General features: G+C 57.2%; 13 protein-coding genes and 1 pseudogene. 5 read left to right on the top strand and 9 right to left on the bottom strand.

Annotated features, from left to right (window positions below):
• Positions 1-12: 12 nt before the first annotated feature.
• Entirely contained in the window at positions 13-1,611 is a 1,599-nt protein-coding gene (locus WFO70_RS19830; RefSeq protein ID WP_337018650.1) for an STY4199 family HEPN domain-containing protein, read from the bottom strand.
• Between the two features lie 153 nt (positions 1,612-1,764).
• Between WFO70_RS19830 and WFO70_RS19825 the strand changes: the two genes are divergently transcribed.
• Positions 1,765-2,292 carry a GNAT family N-acetyltransferase gene (locus tag WFO70_RS19825; protein WP_337018648.1) on the top strand — a complete coding sequence of 176 codons (528 nt, stop codon included), beginning with the start codon at positions 1,765-1,767 and terminating at the stop codon, positions 2,290-2,292.
• 32 nt (positions 2,293-2,324) lie between these two features.
• Here the strand turns inward: WFO70_RS19825 and WFO70_RS19820 are convergent, their stop codons facing one another.
• Positions 2,325-3,083: an SDR family NAD(P)-dependent oxidoreductase gene (locus tag WFO70_RS19820; RefSeq protein WP_337018646.1), complete on the bottom strand. Its 759-nt coding sequence runs from the start codon at positions 3,081-3,083 to the stop codon at positions 2,325-2,327.
• Positions 3,084-3,202: 119 nt separating this feature from the next.
• Here WFO70_RS19820 and WFO70_RS19815 point away from each other — a divergent pair, with 119 nt between their 5' ends.
• The 3 genes from WFO70_RS19815 (at position 3,203) to WFO70_RS19805 (ending at position 6,792) form a co-directional block, all read left to right on the top strand.
• On the top strand, positions 3,203-4,102 hold the full coding sequence (locus WFO70_RS19815) for a LysR family transcriptional regulator (protein ID WP_337018644.1): 900 nt from the start codon (positions 3,203-3,205) through the stop codon (positions 4,100-4,102).
• Between the two features lie 51 nt (positions 4,103-4,153).
• Complete coding sequence (yhjD, locus tag WFO70_RS19810) at positions 4,154-5,197, top strand: inner membrane protein YhjD (RefSeq protein WP_337018944.1); 1,044 nt, start codon at positions 4,154-4,156, stop codon at positions 5,195-5,197.
• Between the two features lie 272 nt (positions 5,198-5,469).
• Entirely contained in the window at positions 5,470-6,792 is a 1,323-nt protein-coding gene (locus WFO70_RS19805; RefSeq protein WP_337018643.1) for an MFS transporter, read from the top strand.
• Between the two features lie 88 nt (positions 6,793-6,880).
• Here the strand turns inward: WFO70_RS19805 and WFO70_RS19800 are convergent, their stop codons facing one another.
• Positions 6,881-8,923 (bottom strand): AsmA family protein, encoded by a 2,043-nt coding sequence (locus WFO70_RS19800; protein ID WP_337018642.1) that lies wholly within the window; start codon positions 8,921-8,923, stop codon positions 6,881-6,883.
• 116 nt (positions 8,924-9,039) lie between these two features.
• A complete protein-coding gene (gene pdeH, locus WFO70_RS19795) occupies positions 9,040-9,810 on the bottom strand; it encodes a cyclic-guanylate-specific phosphodiesterase (protein ID WP_337018640.1) in 771 nt (256 codons plus the stop codon).
• A 232-nt stretch (positions 9,811-10,042) separates the two neighbouring features.
• Here pdeH and WFO70_RS19790 point away from each other — a divergent pair, with 232 nt between their 5' ends.
• Positions 10,043-10,972, top strand: a complete 930-nt coding sequence (locus tag WFO70_RS19790) for a sugar kinase (protein WP_337018639.1) — start codon at positions 10,043-10,045, stop codon at positions 10,970-10,972.
• Between the two features lie 84 nt (positions 10,973-11,056).
• Here the strand turns inward: WFO70_RS19790 and WFO70_RS19785 are convergent.
• The 5 genes and pseudogenes from WFO70_RS19785 to murB form a co-directional block, all read right to left on the bottom strand.
• Positions 11,057-12,475: pseudogene (locus tag WFO70_RS19785) on the bottom strand (M16 family metallopeptidase); the annotation flags it as partial.
• A 226-nt stretch (positions 12,476-12,701) separates the two neighbouring features.
• The gene (gene dctA, locus WFO70_RS19780; protein ID WP_337018638.1) at positions 12,702-13,988 is read right to left on the bottom strand and encodes a C4-dicarboxylate transporter DctC; all 1,287 of its coding nucleotides are present in this window, start codon (positions 13,986-13,988) and stop codon (positions 12,702-12,704) included.
• A 158-nt stretch (positions 13,989-14,146) separates the two neighbouring features.
• The gene (gene hmsP / locus WFO70_RS19775) at positions 14,147-16,153 is read right to left on the bottom strand and encodes a biofilm formation regulator HmsP (RefSeq protein ID WP_337018637.1); all 2,007 of its coding nucleotides are present in this window, start codon (positions 16,151-16,153) and stop codon (positions 14,147-14,149) included.
• Between the two features lie 182 nt (positions 16,154-16,335).
• A complete protein-coding gene (birA, locus tag WFO70_RS19770) occupies positions 16,336-17,298 on the bottom strand; it encodes a bifunctional biotin--[acetyl-CoA-carboxylase] ligase/biotin operon repressor BirA (protein WP_337018636.1) in 963 nt (320 codons plus the stop codon).
• A complete protein-coding gene (murB, locus tag WFO70_RS19765) occupies positions 17,295-18,323 on the bottom strand; it encodes a UDP-N-acetylmuramate dehydrogenase (RefSeq protein ID WP_337018635.1) in 1,029 nt (342 codons plus the stop codon). Before murB ends, birA begins: the two co-directional genes overlap by 4 nt.
• Positions 18,324-18,549: the final 226 nt, after the last annotated feature.

Raw genomic sequence — 18,549 nt, 5'->3', positions numbered from 1 at the left:
CTCCCCGCTACATCAGCGAATCACCTCGTAAATCGCCGTCTGGATCGATTGCCATTTTTTGGTGCTGGCGTCCGGCTGCGCCTGTGCCCGCCGCTTCGCCTGATCCATCTCGCGTCGCTGCCGCTCGACCACCGCCGGAACGGTGCAGAAGGCCTGGAGATACTCCTTACGCAGGCCCGTCAGCGGTTCACCTGCGGCCATCGCATGGCCCAGATTGGTAATAAACTGCCGACAGGGCTTCTCCTGGGTCATCTGCAGACGATAGCGCATCAGTAAATCCAGCACCTCGCGATGACCCGCGGAGAGCGCGTGCTCGGTCCAGGAAAGCTTCCAGTCCATCCCCGCTTTCAGGAACAGCACCGCCACCCGGGTGTCGTTGCGGTCTATCGCCGAGCGGAAGTTATTCTCATCCCAGGTAACGCCCATCCGGGTCAGCGTTTCACGAGAGGAAGGGCTCTCGCGCATCTCTTCCACTACCACCGCCTTCTCGGGCGCGACGGTGCTGGCTGCCTGAGTCGGGGTGCTGCTTTCAATTAACAGCCAGGTGCCCATCATGAGCATCCCCATCACCATTACCCCTACCGCGCCCCACAGCACAACCGAGATCAGGTAATCGCGCTGCTCCGGGGTGCGTGCGGGCCGACGGTTCGGTTTATCGATGGTGTCACGCACCTCAAAAATATCGTCTCCCGTGGCGGTATTTTTTATCCGCGCGTTCTCCCAGAAGAGATTCAGCGTGTGAGTGTCCTCTGCCATCAGTCCCGCCGGATTCACGGCGGTGCGGCCTTCATCAAACGCCCGCTGCACGGGGCTGGCGATCTGGGCGTAATAGTTATCCAGCAACAGCATTTGCGTGGAGGTCAGCGGCTGCTGAGCAATAATTTTATTGCGGATCAGCCGGATATCATCGAGGAAGGTCTGTAGCGTTTTACGCGGCTCTACCATCAGCGTCAGCAGGGACGGATCGCTGAACAGCGCCGAATAGGAGCGGGAGTACTCTTTTTTATCCACCAGCATCAGAGCCAGCTCGCTGAACATCATGCCGCCCAGCGCGTCGTTACGTTCACCCTGCTGCAGCCAGCCACGCACCCGATCGGCGCTGAAGAGTGTTTTCAGGTGATTGTTCAGCCGCGTAGGATCCGGCCACGCCTGCATAATCAGCCCTTTTATCATCAGCTCCAGGGTCCGCACCTGCTTTTGCGCGTGCTGCTGGCGCAGGTCATCGCTGGGGCCCATCTCCGTGCTGTAGGTTAGCAACGGCTGCTGCAGACGCAGATGTTCAAGTGCCGTCACAAAGCGCGTCGCGGCGATCAGCTGGTTGTCGCTCACCTCCTGCCCGCTCTCATATTGCGGCACCCGCTGCTGTAACAGCCGCAGTTGCAGCGTGAACTGCGACAGCTCCGCGTCATTGAGGTTGAGCTGCTTGGCCACTCTCGCCCAGCCCCCCAGCGCCAGCCTGGCGGAATCGAGCTGCTCAAGGAACCAACGGGGATCTTTGCCTTCGGCAACGTGCACCTTTAACAGAAGCAGGATCTCTACGGAGGCCTGACGAATAATTCCCAGACAGCGTTCAAACTGCTCGCGGTTCACGTGCGATTTACTGAGGGTCATCATTTTCCTTTAAATGCTGCGTACTTATGCAGAGGCAGCTGTCGGAGAGCGGTCTTTTTTATAAGTGGTTATACCAGATTAAACATACCCGATAATGGGTACTATTTCAGTGATAATGTTAAAATCATTTACAAAAGTTCCCGGAGACCTGGCATGCCCGTATTGCTTACCCCGCGTTTAACCTGCTCCCCGCTACAGGAAGCAGACTGGCCCTTTTTCCTCTCGCTACAGCAGCATCCCGACGTGATGCGCTACGTGGCCGAAGCCCGTCCGGAGGCGGCCATCCGCGAGGCCTTTACCGCGCGTCTGCCGGCATGGACGCCGGGCAGCGACCACTGGCTGTGTCTGGTGGTGCGGGATAACGCCAGCCAGCTGCCACTCGGGGTGACCGGGTATATTCATCACGATGATGACTGCGCTGAAGTGGGATTCTTGTTTGCTTCCGAGGCGCAAGGAAAAGGCTACGGCTTTGAGTCCTTACAGGCGGTGTGCGATTACGCCTTCGGCCAGGGCGGCATTCGTCGCTTAACCGCCACAGTAACGGCGGGCAACGTGGCCTCGAAACGCCTGCTGGAGAAAGCGGGATTTGTGCTGGAAGGGGAGCTGCGCGAAAGCTACTGGCTGGCAGGCGAGTGGCATAACGACTGGCTGTTTGGGCTGTTGAAGAGAGAGTACCGCTAAGCGTGCCGCGGGGCTCCCTCCCCGGCACCGGGTTACAGGAACATTCCCCCGGAAACTTCAATCCGCTGCGCGTTCATCCAGCCAAGCTCGTCGCTAAGCAGGGCCGCAATCGCATCGCCAATGTCGTCAGGCAATCCGACGCGCCCTAGTGCCGTCTGCGAGGCAATATGCTGGTTAAGTTCCTTATTATCGCGCACGCGCCCGCCGCCGAAGTCAGTTTCAATCGCGCCCGGGGCAATAATATTGGCGGTGATGCCACGCGCGCCCAGCTCCTTCGCCTGGTAGCGGGTAAGTACCTCCATCGCCCCTTTCATTGCCGCATAGGTGCTGGAGCCCGGCAGGGCAAAACGCGCCAGGCCAGAAGAGACATTCAGGATCCGCCCGCCGTTTTTCATCAGGGGTAACAGGCGCTGGGTCAGGAAGAAGGGGCCTTTGAAATGGATGTTCATCGCCTCATCAAATTGCGCTTCGGTGGTCTCCACATAAGGGGCGTATAAACCCACGCCCGCGTTGTTCAACAAATAATCGAAGCTGTTGCGCTGCCAGACTCTGTGCAGGGTTTCTTCAACCTGTCCGGCAAAATATTCAAAGTTGGTGATATCGCCGACGTTCAGCTGCAATGCCGCCGCTTTTACCCCTTTTTGCTCAATTTCGCGCACGACATCAAGCGCTTCCTGCTGGCTGCGGTTCCAGGTCAGAAGGATCCCGACACCTTTCTCTGCCAGCTTTAGCGCCGCGTTTTTACCGAGCCCGCGGCTGCCGCCAGTCACTAATGCAATACGTTCAGTCATAAGAAACCTCGTTTCGGCTGTGGTGGTGATTGAGAAAGAGCTTATTAGGTGTTAGAAAATCAATAAATATGGCTAACAACGCTTCACTGTTTCATATCCAACAACAATGAGTGCTCCCTATGGATAAAATTCAGGCAATGCAGTTGTTCATTCGCGTCGCTGAACTGGAGAGTTTTTCCCGCGCAGCGGACTCTATGGGCCTTCCTAAAGGTAGCGTATCCCGACTGATCCAGGCCCTGGAGAACGGGCTTGGCACCCAGCTACTGCACCGCACCACGCGGCGCGTCAGCCTGACTCAGGATGGGATGGTCTATTACGAGCGGGCCAAAGATCTGCTGGCCAACATGGATGAACTGGATGGTCTTTTTTTGCACGACCCTGCCAGCGTCAGCGGAAGATTGCGGGTGGATATGCCCGCCAGCGTTGCGCGAAATTTAGTCATCCCCCGACTGCCGCTTTTTTTACAACAGTATCCCGGCATCGAGCTGGAGTTGAGCAGCAGCGACCGGCTGGTGGATGTGATTCGGGAAGGGTTTGACTGCGTGGTGCGCGTCGGCACGCTGAAGGATTCCGGCTTGATCGCCCGGCCGCTCGGCAAACTGTCGGTGATCAACTGCGCCAGCCCGGATTATCTGTCGCGTTTTGGTTATCCCGACGGGCTGGAGGATTTAGCCTCCCATGCCGTGGTGCACTACGCGACGCATCTCGGCACCCGGCCACAGGGGTTCGAATACTTCGACGGCGAGTCGAGCCACTGGGTGAAGACCGGCGGCGTGCTGACGGTCAACAGCACCGAGACGTACAACGCCTCAGCACTTGCCGGGCTGGGGATTATCCAGGCGCCGCGAGTGGGCGTGCGTGACGCGCTGCGCGCCAAAAAGCTGCTGGAAATCCTGCCCCAGTACCGCGCCAGACCGATGCCGGTCTCGCTTATTTATCCCCACCGCCGCAACCTCTCTCGCCGGGTACATCTGTTTATGGCCTGGCTCACGGACATCATGAAAGCGTACGTTGACTGAGGGCAGACTATAATTCCAGAGACCTCCCGCTAAACAATAAGGAAAACGTGACTGATGCCGGATAGCAACCCGCAACGTCCTACTCAGGATCTGGACTTCGATCCGATTAAAAAACTGGAAACCCGTCCGCCCGAGGCGTCGCCGGAGCCCAAAATCACCGCCGTGCGCAAAACGGGTAGCCTGCTGGATAAGGCAAAGGATCTCTATCAGTTGCTTCAGCAGCATCCGACGATTGCTCACCTGCTGCGTGCCACCGAACGCTTTAACGATCGGCTGGGCAATCAGTTCGGGGCGGCGATCACCTACTTCTCATTTTTATCGATGATCCCGATCCTGATGCTCTCTTTTGCCGCGGCAGGTTTCATTCTGGTGTCGCACCCGACCCTGCTACAGGACATCTTCGGTAAAATTCTGCTAAGCGTCAGCGATCCGACGCTGGCTGCCACCCTGAAAAGCACCATCAGCACCGCCGTACAGCAGCGCACCACCGTGGGCATTGTCGGGCTGTTAGTGGCGCTTTACTCCGGCATTAACTGGATGGGCAACCTGCGCGAGGCAATCCGCGCCCAGTCGCGGGACGTCTGGGAGCGTAAGCCGCAGGATGAGGAGAAAATCTGGATCAAGTATTTCCGCGACTTCGTCTCGCTGATTGGCCTGCTGGTGGCGCTGATTATCACCCTCTCCATCACCTCTGCGGCAGGGGCAGCACAGCAGATGATTATCTCCGCGCTCTATCTGGATACCATCGAGTGGCTGAAACCCGTCTGGCATCTGGTGGGGCTGGCTATCTCCATGCTGGCGAACTATCTGCTGTTCTTCTGGATCTTCTGGCGTCTACCGCGCCACCGGCCACGGCGCAGGGCGCTGATCCGCGGCACCTTTATTGCCGCGGTTGGCTTTGAGGTCATCAAAATCGTGATGACCTATACCCTGCCGTCACTGGTGTCGTCCCCGTCCGGGGCAGCATTCGGCTCCGTGCTGGGGCTGCTGGCCTTCTTCTACTTCTTCGCCAGACTGACGCTGTTCTGCGCGGCGTGGATCGCCACCGCCCAGTACCCGGATGACCGCCGAATGCCTGGCAAAACGCACCGTTAAACACCCCATCGGGCTGGATAAGAATGCAATATTTCAGCCCGATTCATCATTTCAGCATATAAATCCAGCCTGTAACTTTTATTTAACCAAAAACCAGTTTTATCCTCTAAGTATTAATTTCTGTGAAGCATTTCATAGATGTGAATTTCCTGGCCTGAAAATTATTCACTTTTTGCTGTATTTTTCGCCATTCGCTGCGTTTGTTACAGATTGAAATGTCGCTTTTGCTGTGCGTAATATGGCCTTTCGTTCGCCAAAAATAAGAAAAGTTTATGCAAGCCACAGCCACAACACTCAATTCAGAGCAGGAAAACGTTCCGGTTAACTCGCGTAACAAAGTCGTCGTCGCATCGCTGATTGGCACCGCCATCGAATTCTTCGACTTCTACATTTACGCCACCGCTGCGGTCATCGTTTTCCCGCATATCTTCTTTCCGCAGGGCGACCCGACGGCGGCCACGCTGCAGTCGCTGGCGACCTTCGCTATCGCCTTTATCGCACGTCCTATTGGTTCCGCGCTGTTCGGCCACTTTGGCGACCGCGTCGGGCGTAAGGTGACGCTGGTCGCCTCGCTGCTGACCATGGGGATCTCCACCGTTGCTATCGGCCTGCTGCCGACCTACGAGACCATCGGTATTCTGGCTCCGCTGCTGCTGGCGCTGGCCCGTTTTGGTCAGGGTCTGGGTCTGGGCGGTGAATGGGGCGGCGCGGCGCTGCTGGCGACCGAGAATGCCCCACCGCGCAAGCGCGCGCTGTATGGCTCCTTCCCGCAGCTGGGCGCGCCGATTGGCTTCTTCTTTGCCAACGGTACCTTCCTGCTGCTCTCCTGGCTGCTGACCGACGAGCAGTTCATGACCTGGGGCTGGCGTATTCCGTTTATCTTCTCGGCGGTGCTGGTGCTGATCGGCTTGTATGTGCGCGTCTCCCTGCATGAGACCCCGGTGTTCGCTAAAGTGGCCGCCGCGAAGAAACAGGTAAAAATCCCGCTCGGCACCCTGCTGACCAAACACGTTCGCGTGACGGTGCTCGGCACCTTTATCATGCTGGCGACCTATACGCTGTTCTATATCATGACCGTCTACTCCATGACCTTCAGCACCACCGCGGCACCCGTGGGTCTGGGTCTGCCGCGTAACGAAGTGCTGTGGATGCTGATGATGGCGGTGATTGGCTTTGGCGTGATGGTGCCGATTGCCGGGCTGCTGGCTGACCGCTTTGGTCGTCGCCCGAGCATGATCGTCATTACTTCGCTGATCATTCTGTTTGCGCTGTTCGTCTTCCCGCCGCTGCTCGGTTCCGGTAACCCGGCGCTGGTGATGGCTTATCTGCTGATTGGTCTGAGCCTGATGGGGCTGACGTTTGGTCCGATGGGCGCGCTGCTGCCAGAGCTGTTCCCGACCGAAGTGCGTTATACCGGGGCGTCATTCTCCTATAACGTCTCCTCGATTCTGGGTGCCTCTGTCGCGCCGTATATCGCGACCTGGCTGCAGGCAAATTACGGTCTGGCGTATGTCGGTTACTACCTGGCGACCATGGCGGCGCTGACGCTGATTGCCCTGCTGTTGACCCACGAGACCCGCCATCAGTCTTTGTAATGCTTAATGCCGGGTGGCGCTGCGCTTACCCGGCCTCCATTCTCTGGTAGGCCCGGCAAGCATTGCGCCGCCGGGCACATCCCCCGCGTTATTTCTTCATCTGCGACAGGATCACCTGACACTGATTGGCCTGCCCCTCGGACGGGGAGATCAGTGCTAACAGCGCCGCCGCTGGCGTTACCAGCGTAGCCAGCGCCGCCGCCACCGCACCGCGTGCAATTAACGGCCCCGCCTTCACTCCCGCATCCGGATCTTTAAAGCTACCGCGTACGTACAGCGGTGAGCGCAGGGTGACGATGCGAATGCCTTTGCTTTCAGGGTTAATCGTCAGATCCAGTTGCTCCGAAGCCATACTGGCCGTGCCGGTAATGTTGATAACCGCATTTTCAGTATCAAAGGCAAAGATCTGCGGACGGGCAACGCCGTTGACCAGGTCGATATTGGCCGCCGCACAGTTGACCCTCACCTCATCGTCACCAAAAATCTGCCCGACCAGGAAGTTACCGACGTTAAGGCCGAGGATCTCCATCAGGTTGCGGCTGACCAGCCCATCGTTCATCAGCAACTTCAGGTTGCCGTTGCCGTTGCCCAGCAGGGCGGCCACGGAGTTACCCACGCCGCGGATGGTCGCATCGCCGTTCATCTCGCCGAGGGTTTTCTGCATCAGCTCCACGTCGGGCATCAGCTGTTTGAGCTTCAACCGACGGGCCTGGATCTCCGCCTGGCCGTGCATCGGTTTCTTGTCCCCTTCCAGCTTGATGTTGGCCGAGATCGTCCCGCCCGCCATGCCAAATTTCAGCGGCTTCAGCTGCAGGTCAGCATTTTTAAGAATGATGTGGGTCGAGAGATCGCTCAGCGGCAGGCTGCTGCCATGCTCGATGCGACGCCCCTTGAAGCGCACATCGGCATCCATCACATCCCATTTATCGGTTTCGAAGCGGTCGTTAGGCAGCACTTTGCCCGACGGCGGAGCCTGCTTTCTCACCTTCTGCGCTTTGGTGCCTTTACCGGAATCAACGCCAATTAGCGGCCCCAGATCGGCGAGGCGCAGCTGCCGTGACTCCATGTCGCCTTCCAGCTTCGGCCGCGGTTTACCGGTGCTGTAGGTCAGCGAGCCATGAATATCGCTGTCACCGATCCGACCGTTAAAGTCGCGGTAATCATAGACGGAGGATTTTTCAGGGTCGATTTTTGCCACCAGATGCCCGTCGGTTTCAAACGGCGGGGTATCCGGGAGCAGGACGCCGGTCAGCTCGTACAGCTCGCCCAGCGAATCGCCGGAGAATTTGAGGCGCAGATCGACCCCGCCCATCTTCATGGGATCGCTCACCGTGCCGACAAAGGCCACCCGGGTATTACCGGAGCGGAAATCGGCCTGCACCGGGAACGGCGTGCCTTCCCCGCGCAGCGCCAGCATGCCGCCAATTTTTCCGCTGCCCTTCAGCGGCTGGTTGTTGTAACGCCCTTCGGCTTTCAGGCCAAAGACGTAATCGCCCACCTTGCTCTTCTCCTCTTTGCCCTTCGTGCCGGTGACTTCGCTGAAAGGCAGCGCTTTACCCAGCGGATCGACGAAGATCTCGAGGTTGGCTTTGCTCACCGCATCGTCAATGGCGACGCGCCCGCGATCGAAAAGAATGTTGTCGAGCCGGAATGACCAGGACGAAGGTTTGGCGGCAGCCTCTTTGTCTTTGCTCTCCGCGAAATCAAAGGTCCAGTTGTTGGTCTTCTCCGACAGGCGGATCAGCCGGGCATCGGGTTTCTGGAGTTTGATCCACGGCAGATAGACCGTTTTGGTCAGCAGCGCCAGCGGAGCCAGCGTCGCTTCGACGCGCGGCAGATGCACCATCGTAATTTCAGGAATATCGGGCGGATTGCCGAGCATAACGTCATCGGCATGCACGTGTGGCCACGGGATCCAGCTGCGCCAGCCCGTTTCGCCTTTCTGGCGCTCCCACACGACGCCCAGATCGCCGCGAATGGCGAAAGGACGGTTGAGTTCAGTTGAGACTTTCTGGTTGATGGTCGGTTTGAGGCGGTTCCAGTCAAATGTCGCGATCACGACAATGAGCACCACAATCAGCAACAAGAAGACCCCCCCGGACCAGGTGATAATCTTCGCTGTTTTTGTCATCCCATAATTCCTTTTTTACCTTGCCAGTCATGAATATAGTTCAGACAAGGAAAAAAGGAGCGGCAGCGTCCGGTAATAACGCGTTAACCACGCGCTATTATGGGAAGCAGCCGGGATTACAGGGTGACGATAACGTTGTCGAGCGTCTCCATCGGCACCGGACGGGAGAGGAAATAGCCCTGTGCGGCGGCGGCAGGCGAGTTTTGCACATCGCGCCACTCTTCCAGCGTCTCAACGCCTTCGACGATCACCCCCTGACAGTAGCGGTTCATCAGTTGCAGCAACAGGGTGAACAGGTTGCGGCCTTCGGGGGTCTGACGCAGCATGATGAACAGATCCCGCGCCACTTTGATGTAGTCGTAGCGTACTTCGCTCAGGGCGGAGAAGTTCGCCATGCCGGTGCCAAAGTCGTCCAGCCACAGGGGGCCAAATTCGCACATGGTAGCAAACGAGGAGTCCTGCGGCAGACGAACGTGCTCCACCAGCTCAAAGCGCAGCCACGGCAAGTACTGGATCAGCTTCTGCAGGCTCTCATCCTGGCGCACCGCCAGCAAGGTCGGGCCATCGACATTGACCGAGGCCAGAATGCTGTTGTCGGCGAAGAAGTCCTGCTTTGCCGTCAGCATGCTGAGCTGCTCTTCGAGAATATCCAGACGGTGGCGCACGGGCAGTTCCGCAAAATAGCGATCCGGAGCGATGCGCTGAGCCGGGTTTGACGGATGGGTTACGACGGTCAGGATCTCGATCGCCATCAGTTTACCGTCGGTGCGGTAAATGGGCTGATAAGTATAAGCACGCTCACATTGCAGCCAGTAGCGATGTTCCTGCAAGTTCTCAATACTTGCCTCAGGGATGCTCAGCAGCTGGATGTCCTGCCTTAACTTCATTTCAGATATCCTGTTGAATGGGGAAGAACCTGTGGGGACTGGTCAAAGGATTATCGGCCCCGGGCAAGAGAACTTTATGTTCGGTTGCGGACGAAAATGAAAATCTGAGATCTGAAACCCGCCCGAAACTTGTCCGGGTTCAAAAAAATAATGGAACGTCGTTTTAATACAGTTGACCGCTTCCGGGTCGCAGCGCAAACTAGCGCTAATTTAACTGTTCAGGTTCACGACTATGTCCAAGAAAATTGCCGTGATCGGCGAATGTATGATCGAACTGTCCCAGAAAGGCGCGGAAGTGAACCGTGGCTTTGGTGGCGATACCTTAAACACCTCGGTGTATATTGCCCGTCAGGTTGATGCTGATGCGCTGGCGGTGAACTACGTGACGGCGCTGGGCACGGACAATTTCAGCCAGCAGATGCTGGATGCCTGGCAGAGTGAAAACGTCGACATCTCCCTGACCCAGCGCATGGAAAACCGCCTGCCGGGCCTCTATTACATCGAGACCGACAGCACCGGCGAGCGCACCTTCTACTACTGGCGTAACGAAGCGGCCGCCAAATTCTGGCTGGAGAGCGACAGCGCGGCACACATCTGCGAAACACTGGCCCACTTTGACTATCTCTATCTGAGCGGCATTAGCCTGGCGATCCTCAGCCCGGACAGCCGTGAAAAACTCTTCTCCCTGCTGCGCGAATGTCGCGCCAACGGCGGGAAAGTGATTTTCGACAACAACTATCGTCCACGCCTGTGGGCCAGCCGCGAAGAGACGCAGCAGGTCTACACCCGCATGCTGGAGTGCACCGATATCGCTTTCTTAACCCTCGATGACGAAGATGCCCTGTGGGGCGAAAAGCCGGTTGAAGAGGTGATTGCCCGTACTCAGGCCGCTGGCGTCAGCGAAGTGGTGATTAAGCGCGGCGCAGACTCCTGCCTGGTGGCAGTTGCCGGGGAAGCCCTTGTTGAAGTGCCTGCGGTGAAGCTGGCAAAAGAGAAAGTGATTGATACCACCGCGGCGGGCGACTCCTTCAGCGCCGGGTATCTGGCGGTGCGTCTGACTGGCGGTACGCCGGAAGCAGCAGCGCAGCGCGGCCACCTGACCGCCAGCACGGTGATTCAGTATCGTGGCGCAATCATCCCGCGCGAGGCGATGCCTGCCTAAGTGCGGTCTGGTGCCCTCTCCCACCGGGAGAGGGAGCAAACATTAAAAAAGGCAACTTACGTTGCCTTTTTGCTTTTATTTCGCGGGCGCCATAATCCCATCCCACGTCGCCTGTAGATCCTTCATGTTGTATTCCGGCTCGCCTTTCGGCTGCATCAGAATCAGCGACATATCCTGAGAAAGCTGCTGGCGCAGATCCTGGCTTAGCATCTCCGCGGTCAGGCTGTTAAGGAAATCCTGACGCAGCTTCTGATACTGTTCCGGCGCGATATCCACCACCTGGTTTTGCAGCGAGCGAATACGCTGGCTGATCAGAATATCGGTATCGGTACGGGCATAGGTGGCGAACAGTTTTTGCAGCTCGAGGTTTTTCTGCGCCAGCAGCGCGTTGAACTCCTCTTCGCTCAGACCGTTCTCACGCACCTTCGCCAGCTCTTTAGCGACCACCGCCATATTGGCGTTCAGCTTATCCCCCGGTGACTCCACGTTAATGGCGCACTGGGCGCGCTGGAACAGCACCCGGCAATCAAAGCCCAGACCAATGTCTTTGGCGTTATTCTTGCTCAGGGTTTGCTGAACATGCCAGAACAGCGCCTCACGGGCTAAATCGGCACGCCAGTAACGCAGCAGCGCGGCGGATTCACGAATCGGCTGCCACGGGCTGTCCCACATAATAGAGAGTCGGTCCTGACGCACGGCATCGGTCATGATGCTGACCGGCTCGGCACGCAGCGGCGACAGGGTTGGCACCGGCGCAGGGGTGCTGCGTTTGCCCTTCAGCTCGCCAAAGGTCTTGCTTATCTGCTCGATCACCGCGCGGCTATCAATGTTGCCGACCACAATCAGGGTCATGGCGTCCGGGGTGTACCAGGTCTGGTAGAAAGATTTCACCTGCTCGATATCAACCGGCTGTTTCAGCGGCTCCGCCGGATCGTGGCCCAGCAGCGCAGAGCCTTTCAGGCGATAGCGCCACCAGCCCTCTTTGGTATCCGCCGGCCAGGTTGCCACCATATCACTGTTGCTCAGCGCGTAGTTGACGGTGTCAGGCGTAATCGAGACGTTACCGGCGGTATCGGACAGCCAGGTCAATGCCTCTTTGAGCAGATCGTTACGGTTGTTTGGCAGGCTGAGGTTAAACATGGTGTAGTCATAGGAGACCACGGCAGGCGGCAGAGGGCGCTTAGGATCGATGCCCTGTTGCCACAGTGAACGCACCTGTACGGCCTGCAGGCTACCGCTTTGGGTCAGCGCCAGACGGGGAAGAAAATGGCTGAAGCCGCTCTGTTGCGTACTCTCGGTCAGGGAACCGGTATTGACGGAAAGGCGGATCTCAATGCGGTCGCTGGGGCGTTGCGGTGTGGCTAAAACCTGCCACTGAAAACCGTTCGCCAGCGTACCCTGTTGCCAGGCCGGGTCAGGCTGGAGCGCGTCAGCCTGCACATAACTGGCTGCTGCCATCATGAGCAAACCGCCGGTTAAGAGTCGAATTTTTGTGCCCTGCATGTGAACCCCTGATCAACATTCCTGGTTACAAAGAGTGCCACACGCCCTGTCGCACTCTAAAGATGATGTTCAAAACACTCCGATTAGACCGCGCGTGAAGCGAAACGTCACGGCAAGAAGTGAAATATACCCGAAATAAATCTTGTCCGATTATGACAAGTCTTCAGGGGCCATTATGCGCAGGAGCCCGCACCCCGACAAGGGAATGCGGGCCAGAGAGAAGATTTTAAGAGGACAAACCCTGTGTTTTGCCGTCTGGCGCACGATTATTCAGCGTATCGTCCAGTTTTTTGTGGTCCAGCTCTTTGACCCACTTCGCCACCACGATGGTCGCCACGCCGTTACCCACAAGGTTGGTCAGCGCGCGGGCTTCGGACATAAAGCGGTCAATACCGAGGATCAACGCCAGCCCAGCCACCGGCAGGTGCCCTACCGCAGAGATGGTCGCCGCCAGCACGATAAAGCCGCTGCCCGTCACCCCTGCCGCCCCTTTCGAGGAGAGCAGGAGCACCACCAGCAGCGTGATCTGATGGAAGATATCCATATGGCTGTTGGTGGCCTGAGCGATAAACACCGCCGCCATTGTCAGATAGATCGACGTGCCGTCGAGGTTAAAGGAGTAGCCGGTCGGTATCACCAGCCCCACCACCGATTTACGGCAGCCCAGCTTCTCCATCTTGTCGAGCATCCGCGGCAGCGCTGACTCAGACGAGGAGGTCCCCAGCACAATCAGCAGCTCTTCACGGATATAGCGGATGAACTTAAAGATGTTGAAGCCCGTGGCGCGGGCAATGCTGCCCAGCACCACCACCACAAACAGAATACAGGTGATATAGAAGCAGATAATCAGCTGGCCGAGCTGTACCAGGGTGCCGACGCCATATTTACCAATGGTAAAGGCCATCGCCCCGAAGGCCCCGATCGGTGCCAGGCGCATAATCATATTGATGATGCCGAAGATCACCTGCGAGAAGCTTTCAATCACGTTGAAAATCAGCTGGCCTTTGCTGCCAAGACGATGCAGGGCAAAGCCGAACATCACGGCAAACAGCAGCACCTGCAGGATGTTGCCGCTGGCGAAGGCGCCAATCACGCTGCCGGGGATGACGTCCAGCAGGAAGGCGACCACGCCCTGGTCTTTCGCCTGCTCGGCGTAGACCGCCACCGCTTTCGCATCCAGCGTCGAGGGGTCAACGTTCATGCCAGCGCCCGGCTGCACCACGTTCACAATCACCAGACCAATGATCAGCGCAAGGGTGCTGACCACTTCAAAATAGAGAAGCGCAACCGCACCAGTGCGGCCCACGGCTTTCATGCTTTCCATGCCTGCGATGCCGGTCACGACGGTACAGAAGATAACCGGAGCGATCACCATCTTAATCAGCTTAACGAAGGCATCCCCGAGCGGTTTCATTTGGGCGCCTAATTCAGGGTAGTAATGGCCAAGCAAAATACCGATAGCGATGGCGGTTAAAACCTGAAAATAAAGACTTTTGAAGAGAGAGGTTTTCATAAGATGTCCTTGGGAAGAAAAACCGCAGATGGTGTAGGGTTACTGCTCACCTGCGGCCTTAAAATAGCACCCAATAATCAGGACAAATAGAAGATCAGACTGAATTTGAAACGGAAATGTTAAGAAGTTTGAGCTGGCTCGCACAAGCCAGCAACATTTCATTCAACTGTGTGATTGTCATTCTGGTGAAGATAACGAGTTTCAAAAATCTCATGCGGTACGGCTTTAGCAAAAAGAAAACCTTGTCCGCACTCCACCCCGGCCTCCGCCAGCCAGCTCCGCTGGGCTTCGGTTTCGACACCCTCGGCGATAATTTCAAGCCGCAGGCTGTGTGCCATCTGGATAATCGCCTCCACCATGCTGCTGTCGTCAGGCAGGCCCTCAACAAAGGCCTTGTCGATTTTCAGCACATCTACCGGCAGGGTTTTCATATGCTGCAGTTGACGCAGCCCGGCATACCCCATGCCGAAATCGTCCAGCGCAATGCGCACCCCGGCATTACGCAGCGGGCGAAGTATCGCCACGGCTTCGTTAGGATCGTCGATCCGGCGACTCTCGGTCACTTCCAGAATCAGGGTATCAGGCTGGATGCGGTAGCGACCGATCAGCTCCAGCAGCTCCGGAACCATGTTCGGGTGCATCAGCTGTAATGCCGACAGGTTAACCGACAGAGGCATCATCATCCCCCGTGACTGCCAGGCCGACAGCAAGCGGCAGGACTCTTCCAGCACCCAATGGCCTACGGTCACCATCAGGCCACAGTTCTCAATGCGGTCGATCAGCCCTTCCGGGAGCTCCCAGCTGCCATCGGCCTGGCGCATCCGCAGCAGCGCTTCGGCACTTCTGACCTTACCGGTATGCAGATTAACCTGCGGCTGCAGCCAGATGGCGAAGTGGTTATGGTCCAGCGCGGTCAGGATATCGTTCTCTTCTGACAGCCGCTGCTGCGCCTTCTCCATCTGCTCGGGATCGAAGAACTGGATCTGGTTCTTTCCTTTCTGCCGGGCAGTAAAGGCAGCGGAAAATGCCCGACGGAAGAGCTGCTCGGCGGTCAGGTTGCCGTTAAACATGGCGATGCCGATGCTGGCGCTTGGGCGCAGCTGGATCCCCTGTACCGGCAACCGTTCATTTATAACAGTGAGCACTTGCTGACCCAGCGTAATGGCGTGCCATGGCTCTTTAACGCCGTTGGCGATAATTACAAAGTCATAGGCGCTCACCTGAGTCAGCACCATTCGCGGAGCCAGTACAGATTTAATCTTTTCGACCAGCGTCAGCAGCACCATTTCCCGCTGGCTCTCCTTCAGCACCCCGGCGGTATCCTGCAAGGTTTCACAGGCCACGACCATCAGGGCGGTGGTCTGCTGGCGTTGCACCGCCTGCTCCAGCATCGCCATCAGAAACGCCTTATTGGGCAGATCCGAAACCGCGAAGCGGGTGGCGTTGTGGTTGAGCTCTTCATTCTGGCGCATCATGCGCTGCTGGTTGAGGTTGTAGCTGCGAACCAGCATGCCGATCTCGTCGTCATGGTGCAGACGCGGCACAGGGAGCTGATGCCCGCTCTGCTGCTGCGGCGAAAGGGCATCCAGCTCGCGGGCAATCCGGCGTAGCGGGTGGACGATCAGCCGGTTGATGCACCAGGTCAGCGCCACGGTCAGCATCAGCGTCAACAATAAGTAAGTGGTCACCAACGTTGAGACCCAGCTGATGACGAATTTGTACATCCGCCAGGAGTCTGATTGCAGCACCAGATAGGCCAGCGGCTGCGGGTTGGCTGGTCGCTGCAGGGAATAGACTGGCAGGGAGATTTGGACCGGCAGTTCAAACATGCGCTTAACCATCACCGGAACCGGGCGCTCCGGGATGAAGTTCATGCGCAACGCCTGGAACTGGTTGGGCAACACCACATCCGCCTGGCTGACGACGCCAGCCGGCCTGATGCTCTTAATTATGGATTCCGCCTGGGGAATGTCACCCTTCAGAATGGCAGCAGAAAGGGGCTCCCGGATTGAGCGGGCAATACTTTCGAGTTGCGAAGCCGTGTTGTAGCGATTCTGCTGAATGGCATGAAACAGCAAAATGACGCAAAAGACAAAAACAAACACCATGGTGACGGCAGTCACCATCGCCATTTGTTTGATAGTTAAAGAGCGGCTGACACGCAAAATGAATCTCCAGAAACGCGAAACGCAGGTTAATCAACTGTTACCCCGCTGCTTTCAGAGTATACCTTATCGTGATGTGTTTAAGAGAGTGTAACCAACCGTTTAGGGATTATTCTGGTTGCCGCTTCGCACAGGGGCTAAGCGGCGGTATGGCTGACCAGGAGACAGCGGCTCCCGGCCTGTTATTCGGCGCTGCGCAGGGAAATCTCCCCGCCAACCCACGGCTTAATCACACCCTCCTGCTCCAGCAGCAGCGCACCCTGCTCGTTGATACCGCGCGAGGTGCCGTAGATCTCTTTATCGCCAATAATCAACTTCACCGGACGGTGAACAAAATTATCCAGTTTCTCCCAGCGAGGCAGGAACGGCGCTAAGCCCTCCTGTTCGAAAATTCTCAGCGAGTGGCGCAGCTCGTTGATAACCTGCACCGCAAGGACGTTACGATCGATAGCGATCCCCGCTTCCTGCAGGTTGATCCAGCCCTGATTGATCTCATCCGCCTGCACGTTACGCATCACCAGGTTGATCCCGGCTCCCATCACGATCTGCGCTGCATCGCCGGTTTTACCCGTCAGTTCAACCAGGATACCGGCCAGTTTGCGATCCTTAAGATAGAGATCGTTTGGCCACTTCACCCGCACGTCCTCAGCCCCAAGGGATTGCAGAACCTCTGCCAGCACAATACCAATCACCAGGCTCAGACCAATGGCGGCAGCGGGTCCCTGCTCCAGACGCCAGTACATGGACAGATAGAGGTTGGCGCCAAAAGGTGAAAACCATTTACGTCCCCGGCGACCGCGACCGGCCTGCTGGTACTCTGCCACGCAGCTGTCGCCAGACTTCAGCTCGTTGAGCCTGTCGAGCAGATACTGGTTGGTAGAGTCAATCACCGGCAGAACGGTGACGCTGTTGTCGGCGATCTGACTGTGAATAAAGGCTTCGTTCAACAGCTGAACCGGCTCCGGCAGGCTGTAACCTTTGCCCGGCACGGTAAAGACATCCACGCCCCAGTCGCGCAGGGTCTGAATATGTTTGTTAATGGCGGCGCGGCTCATTCCCAGCTGTTCACCGAGCTGTTCACCGGAATGAAAATCGCCATCGGCCAGAATGGCGATCAGCTTCAGGGGGACGGTATGGTCTTTCATGCAATGGTCTCCACCGCGTTCACTTCGCCGTGGTGCCCGATAAAGCGCACTTCCGGCTCCAGCCAGACATTAAACTTCTCACCCACGCGCTGACGCACCTGATGGGCCAGCTGCACAACGTCATCGCTTGTCGCATTGTGTTCGTTGATAAGCACCAGCGCCTGCTGGCGATGTACCGCCGCGCCACCGCAGGTCGTGCCTTTAAGCTGACACTGATCGATCAACCAGCCAGCAGCCAGCTTGACGCTACCATCCGCCTGCGGATAGTGCGGCGCGTTCGGCCACTCGGCAAGCAGAGTTTGTGCATTTTCGGCGGTGATAACCGGGTTTTTAAAGAAGCTACCGGCGTTACCGTTCACTTTCGGATCGGGCAATTTGCTCATGCGCATCTGGCAAACTGCCGCAAAAATCTCTTTCGCAGTCACCGTCGCGGGATCCAGACGGGTTAAATCCCCGTAGGAAAGGACCGGCTGCCAGTTTTTTGTCAGGCGTAGACCGACCGCGACGATGACATATTTGTCCTGATATTCATGTTTAAAAATGCTGTCGCGGTAGCCGAAACGGCATTCATCAGCCTGTAAACGACGCGCTTCACCGGTCGCCAGCTCGATACAATCCACATATTCACAGACATTCTTGAGCTCGATGCCATAGGCACCGATATTCTGAATAGGGGATGAACCGGCGCAGCCAGGGATCAGGGCAAGGTTTTCCAGCCCCGGCATGTTGTGTTCAAGGGTAAATTGCACCAGATCGTGCCAGTTTTCTCCGGCACCTACGTGCAGACGCCAGCACTCTTGCGTCTCCTCAACCGCGATCCCACGGATGCGGTTCACAATCACCGTCCCGGAAAAGTCTTCCAGAAAGAGAACGTTACTGCCCTCGCCCAGAATAAGAACCGGTTGGTGGTGTTGCATTGCATGATTCCATGCGGCCAGCAGCTGCTGTGCATCGTCGGCTCGCACGATCTGTTGGGCATTTCGGTCGATACCGAAGGTATTCCAGGGCTTAAGGGAGTGATTCATAGACGCTATCCAGATGCAAAAACCGGGATAGTTTACCCCATTGGGGGATCTTTGTCGGCTGGAATCGCCGGGCCGGTGAGGTTGTAGGCCGGGTAAGGCGAAGCCGCCAGCCGGCTTTTTTCCGCCCCAACGCAAAAAGCCCATCCGTGAGGATGGGCTTTCGCGTAATTTGATGCCTGGCAGTTCCCTACTCTCGCATGGGGAGACCCCACACTACCATCGGCGC

It is taken from the genome of Leclercia sp. AS011 (genome assembly GCF_037152535.1).
In the GTDB taxonomy this organism is placed as follows: Bacteria; Pseudomonadota; Gammaproteobacteria; order Enterobacterales; family Enterobacteriaceae; genus Enterobacter.
The sequence above is the reverse complement of the archived record's forward strand: the minus strand, read 5'-3'. Positions and strand labels throughout refer to the sequence as shown.

What these genes read in the sequence shown, in the direction of transcription:
- WFO70_RS19820 (WP_337018646.1), bottom strand. Translation starts at nt 3,083, where the DNA reads ATGACTGAACGTATTGCATTAGTGACTGGCGGCAGCCGCGGGCTCGGT.
- WFO70_RS19805 (WP_337018643.1), top strand. Translation starts at nt 5,470, where the DNA reads ATGCAAGCCACAGCCACAACACTCAATTCAGAGCAGGAAAACGTTCCG.
- birA (WP_337018636.1), bottom strand. Translation starts at nt 17,298, where the DNA reads ATGAAAGACCATACCGTCCCCCTGAAGCTGATCGCCATTCTGGCCGAT.
- WFO70_RS19830 (WP_337018650.1), bottom strand. Translation starts at nt 1,611, where the DNA reads ATGACCCTCAGTAAATCGCACGTGAACCGCGAGCAGTTTGAACGCTGT.
- WFO70_RS19815 (WP_337018644.1), top strand. Translation starts at nt 3,203, where the DNA reads ATGGATAAAATTCAGGCAATGCAGTTGTTCATTCGCGTCGCTGAACTG.
- WFO70_RS19825 (WP_337018648.1), top strand. Translation starts at nt 1,765, where the DNA reads ATGCCCGTATTGCTTACCCCGCGTTTAACCTGCTCCCCGCTACAGGAA.
- WFO70_RS19790 (WP_337018639.1), top strand. Translation starts at nt 10,043, where the DNA reads ATGTCCAAGAAAATTGCCGTGATCGGCGAATGTATGATCGAACTGTCC.
- WFO70_RS19800 (WP_337018642.1), bottom strand. Translation starts at nt 8,923, where the DNA reads ATGACAAAAACAGCGAAGATTATCACCTGGTCCGGGGGGGTCTTCTTG.
- pdeH (WP_337018640.1), bottom strand. Translation starts at nt 9,810, where the DNA reads ATGAAGTTAAGGCAGGACATCCAGCTGCTGAGCATCCCTGAGGCAAGT.
- murB (WP_337018635.1), bottom strand. Translation starts at nt 18,323, where the DNA reads ATGAATCACTCCCTTAAGCCCTGGAATACCTTCGGTATCGACCGAAAT.
- dctA (WP_337018638.1), bottom strand. Translation starts at nt 13,988, where the DNA reads ATGAAAACCTCTCTCTTCAAAAGTCTTTATTTTCAGGTTTTAACCGCC.